General features: G+C 39.5%; 5 protein-coding genes. 2 read left to right on the top strand and 3 right to left on the bottom strand.

Translation table 11 applies throughout. The features are described 5' to 3' along the window. Nucleotides 1-42: 42 nt before the first annotated feature. Complete coding sequence (locus R7093_RS23795; RefSeq protein WP_237307305.1) at nt 43-1,089, bottom strand: hypothetical protein; 1,047 nt, start codon at nt 1,087-1,089, stop codon at nt 43-45. 158 nt (nt 1,090-1,247) lie between these two features. Here R7093_RS23795 and R7093_RS23790 point away from each other — a divergent pair, with 158 nt between their 5' ends. Together R7093_RS23790 and R7093_RS23785 are read left to right on the top strand one after the other, a co-directional pair. Further along, nucleotides 1,248-1,607: a hypothetical protein gene (locus tag R7093_RS23790; protein ID WP_180944878.1), complete on the top strand. Its 360-nt coding sequence runs from the start codon at nt 1,248-1,250 to the stop codon at nt 1,605-1,607. A gap of 10 nt (nt 1,608-1,617) precedes the next feature. Beyond that, the gene (locus R7093_RS23785) at nt 1,618-2,805 is read left to right on the top strand and encodes a site-specific integrase (protein WP_237307303.1); all 1,188 of its coding nucleotides are present in this window, start codon (nt 1,618-1,620) and stop codon (nt 2,803-2,805) included. 52 nt (nt 2,806-2,857) lie between these two features. Here R7093_RS23785 and R7093_RS23780 read toward each other — a convergent pair whose 3' ends face one another. Together R7093_RS23780 and R7093_RS23775 are read right to left on the bottom strand one after the other, a co-directional pair. Then, nucleotides 2,858-3,481, bottom strand: a complete 624-nt coding sequence (locus R7093_RS23780; RefSeq protein WP_039443280.1) for an NADAR family protein — start codon at nt 3,479-3,481, stop codon at nt 2,858-2,860. Nucleotides 3,482-3,484: 3 nt separating this feature from the next. Next, nucleotides 3,485-4,522, bottom strand: a complete 1,038-nt coding sequence (locus tag R7093_RS23775) for a hypothetical protein (RefSeq protein ID WP_039443277.1) — start codon at nt 4,520-4,522, stop codon at nt 3,485-3,487. Nucleotides 4,523-4,630: the final 108 nt, after the last annotated feature.

The following is a 4,630-nucleotide window of genomic DNA, read 5'->3' as shown; positions in this document are numbered from 1 at the left end:
GTGGTGGTTGGTGTTAAAATGCATATATAACGCTATGGTTCTCTATTCACTAATTTTATGTAAGTGAAATTTATTAAATTGAACTATAGGTGACGGTTTGTATACAATCTTGTTGTTTTTATCATAATTTTGATAAGAAAACTCATCGATATCAACGTCATAGTCTATAAGCTCTTCTAAGTTATTAATAACACCCTGAATGTTGTTTTTCCAACCACTGGTAATAATTTTAATAATTTTCTCATGAGATTCGTCCGTAGGATTTATCTTTTTGTAATGCCCATCTAAACAAAGCTCGATATTGTTTAAAGCTTGAACATATGATTTGATAAACTCATTTCTGTTCGAAAAGTTAACAATTACCCTTCCAGATTCATCTGTAGTCAGAACTACATTTTCCTTAGCATTAACATCAGATATTTTCTTTCTATCTGATGCACCTAATGCGAAAGATGTAAAGTTATTTTTAATACCGTTTTTTTTATTCCAATATGCAGGTTGAAGTAATTTTTCTCCATGAAGACCTTCAACTTCACCAACAAATCCGAACGTTCGTTCACCATCTGAAATCATTATCAGTAAATCCGAGTAGCGAAACTTAGTGGCAATCTGATCGACAGGAGAAATAAAAATTAAATCATTATGTTCTTTATCTGCTTCAAACTCTACAGTTGAATTGGGGACAAACACTGTTACTTTGGGATTATCATATTCTGATATCTCCGCATAAAGAGTAGAATCATCACCAAGTTTAAACACATTTATTAATTTATATTCGAAGCCATGAATCCCAAATCTAGCCAGCAGCTCATCTATTAGTTTAGCTCTAATGCCCTTTCCATCATTAGAGCGTAAAAAATCCATCATTAGATACTCAAAAGCATGGTTTCTAACGCTCGCCTTCATACTGTTAAAAAAATTTGATGGGTATTCTAGCTCTCCTCTATATGACTGAAGCGATGAGCCTTTTAGAGCATAGGTTAGATTTTTTTGGTATAGAATCGTTTTAAGTATTGCACAATAAAACATAGCCCAATATGAAGTACTGTCATTTAAGATTTTAGGAGTTACAAGTACTGTTTTTGACATACAACAACTCTTCTTTTTGCGCATTTTGAAAAGGCTTATCTAACAAGAACAGTGTAGACAAGCTTACTTTCAATCAAGGCTAGGAAAAGGTTCTTCCGAACCATATATAAGATTAAACACATATTAACACTATGATACTGATAATCGTGGAGTTAATTATGATTAAGCTAACCAATCTTCAACAAATCACAACCCTACCAATCACCACTGCCCTGCAAGACCAAGTCAAAGCCATACTCACCGAACCATTCCACGATGAAGCAGAGACCCAACAAGCATGGGATGAGCTGCAATGTGAACTCTGGTTCCTCACATCGAAATCCGAACTCTCTACCGTCGTCGACGATATCGAAATGCTAAAACGAGTACTGAGTTACACCGAATTCGAAGACGATCTGGACTACGAAGCAGTGCTTACCCTGAGCATTGTCGAGGACTCTGGTAAGGGTATTTACCTACTGCTACCTAAGACACTCCTCACCGAATTACGCCAATACTTCTCCATCGAGAATGACTAAGGAGGCTGTGATGCAATCCCGAAAATTCAAATTCAATAAGCGCCAACTCGACTCACTACCACCGACGCCGACGACGAGCAAAAGTAAAGAAACGGAATATACAGACGAGTTATGTTCTGGGCTTAAGATGATCGTCAACCGTCAAGGGAGGAAGCGTTTCTTGTTCAGGTACACCTATTTTTCGGTCAAAAAATCCATACAACTAGGCGAGTATCCAGCATTAGATATAAACACTGCTCGTCAGATTGCCAATGACCATAAACGGGAAATTGCTCTCGGTAATGATCCCAAGGCAATTCGTGATGAGAAGCGCAACGTTCTTACGTTCCAAGAGTTCTCAGAGCTACATTATTTACCCTACGCAATGATGAACAAGCTCACCGCTAAAAGTGATGCGGGTAGTCTCAGGCTCCACTTCTATCCGAAATGGGGCAAGAAACCTCTCACTGATATCGGTCAGCAGGACATTCAGAAATTGTTGGATGGCTTACTAGAAGGTAGGAAGCCTGCAACGGTTAACCGTCTACGTTCCTTAGTCCTTCGTATGTTCCGGTTAGCAATGGAATGGGGTTACGTAGATTCTAATCCCGGTCAGTACATACGGAAGCTTAAGGAAAATAACGTAAGACAGCGGTTCCTGTCACGTTCAGAAGTTTCTGCCTTCATCAAGGCATGTAACGAAGAACCGAATCGCACCCAAGCCAATGCATTGAAATTTGCGCTACTAACAGGGATGCGAATCGGGGAAATCACCAGTTCGAAATGGGAGTGCCTTAACGTCGACGACGACGGCAACTGGAGCTTATTTCTACCACACACTAAGTCGGGGCTGTCGAGAACGGTCCTGCTCAACCATTTAGCTAAGGAAGTCATCCATGATCAACGACGATTTCAACAACCGAAGAACCCCTATATCTTTGCCGGAGATGCACCCGGTAGACCTATCGCTCATCCGAAGAAGGCATTTGCTCGAATCAAGAAAGCTGCTGGTATAACCGATAATTTTCGTATTCATGACCTCAGGCATAGCTTTGCCTCGATCCTGATCAACAGCGGTAATGCCACGCTTTATGATGTTCAGCATTTGTTAGGGCATCAGAGCCCCCAAACTTCGACTCGTTATGCACATTTGGCTAGCTCAAGGCTGCGGGCGGTAAGTGCGAATGTGGCAGAGTTGGTTGGAGAAGCCAGCCGGTAATATAAAGACAGTAAGTATTTTGCTTACTGTCTTTATTCGACTAAATATGATCTTAAAACATCTGCTGCTGACCAGATTCAAGACTATTTCTTTGTTCTGGTTTATATACTGTCAAAATAGGGTGGCCAAGCAGATTAAAATTCTTAACATTTAACGGCGGAACAACCCAAAAGCGTTCTGCATTATTAAACTTAACTTGCTCTCTCAACTCCATTAGTAGACGCCCTAGTACATTAGCACCGGTGCATAACAAGTTATCTTCTGGTATCGCCCCCCAAAAACCATCCTTAGATGACAGCTCTACTATCGGCATGTCTCCAGTAGCCAGTAATTCCCCGGAAAAATGTTCCCAGTTTTGTGCCAGCTTAACTCTTAAGCACCACTTCATTATCAAGACGCGATGTTTATGCCAATCTTCACGTGTAGCACTTTCGTGGGCCCTCGCAACCCTTTTCGCTTCCATAGGATTGCCGTTAGTTATGATAGCGTACTGGATGTCTGGGTTACTCGGAAATCGACAAGCTTGATAGAGCACTTCCGAACTTTGAATTGCAATCCCATTCACATTCAATGGGAAACCTGCAGCCATGTTCGACAAACTTCCCCATTTTTCTTTAGTTTTTCGAAAGGCCGCTACATTTCTGATATCGTACTGTCGGAGAAAATCACCTTGCATAAGTTAGTTATAAGTATCTCTTTGTAATAGTGGATACCATCTGGATAGAGGACTATAAGATGGTGCATTTGGATCTCCCCACCAAAATACCAACGGACAATTGTTTGGGCAATTCCTATAAGTGAAAACTGTCGAACCGAACCCCAACCCATCAAAAGTATCAAAGCCTAGAGGCTTAAGATAGGGAGAAGGAGCTACTGAATAGCTAATAATTTGTAACCCATATTTTAGTAAAATATTTTCATACAGCTCTCTCCTAGATGAAGAGAATGTACGGTTTGGATTATTTGATGGTTGTCTGAAACTGAACGGACGATCCTGGCTAGCTAAATAACTAACAACCTCAGGAATTTGAGTAGCACTAACCATAGGCCAGAACACTTCTGAATCATCTTTTAAAAAGAAGCGATTTTCTTTGGTAAAAGATGTGTCATACTTAACAAATTGTAATTGAATACTTTTATTAGAATTTTTAATGAGTTCATTTAGCTTCCTCTGTACATAATGTTGCCCGTAATTGAAATAACCAATAGTTGCTACTAACAGTGTACATACTTGAGGTGCTGAGTTAGCGATCCATGCTCTTAGGTCTTGGAGAATACGCCCACCAGAAAAGATAAAATCATCGAGGTATATAAATATATTGGCTTGTAAGTCGTTTATACGGGTATGTAATGAATGTTTGTAGAGCATGCTATGGGTCAACTTATTAACCATCGTTGTTTGACTATTCCCACCTTGTTGAATGCTCAAAAGAGATATATCAGACCAACTGAACTGCTTAACATTTACCAAATATGGGTAGAGAGAATCTATGAACAAGTCAAATATGGATTCACTTATATAGTTACCTCTAAGTAGTCGTTTAGTCTCTTCCAATACAAGAAATTTTTCATGAGGTTGGAATTGATTTACCCAGCGGGATACATGGTGCGTATCATAAGTTGTACTAATAGTACCTGAGCGGTATTGACCTATAATATTTGCAATATCCTGAATCAGGGATTGTTCAGTGACAGGACTAGGTTGTTGAATTGTCATTTTTTTTTGAACTGGCCTCACAAATGCTTATTTAGATTTTATGCCTTTAGTGGCACATAGCCAAGTGTTTGAGTCTATTTATAAGCACCAAACACTCATCACAACTAT

Source organism: Vibrio sp. 1580, assembly GCF_033340055.1.
This window is presented reverse-complemented; position numbering and strand designations above follow the sequence as displayed.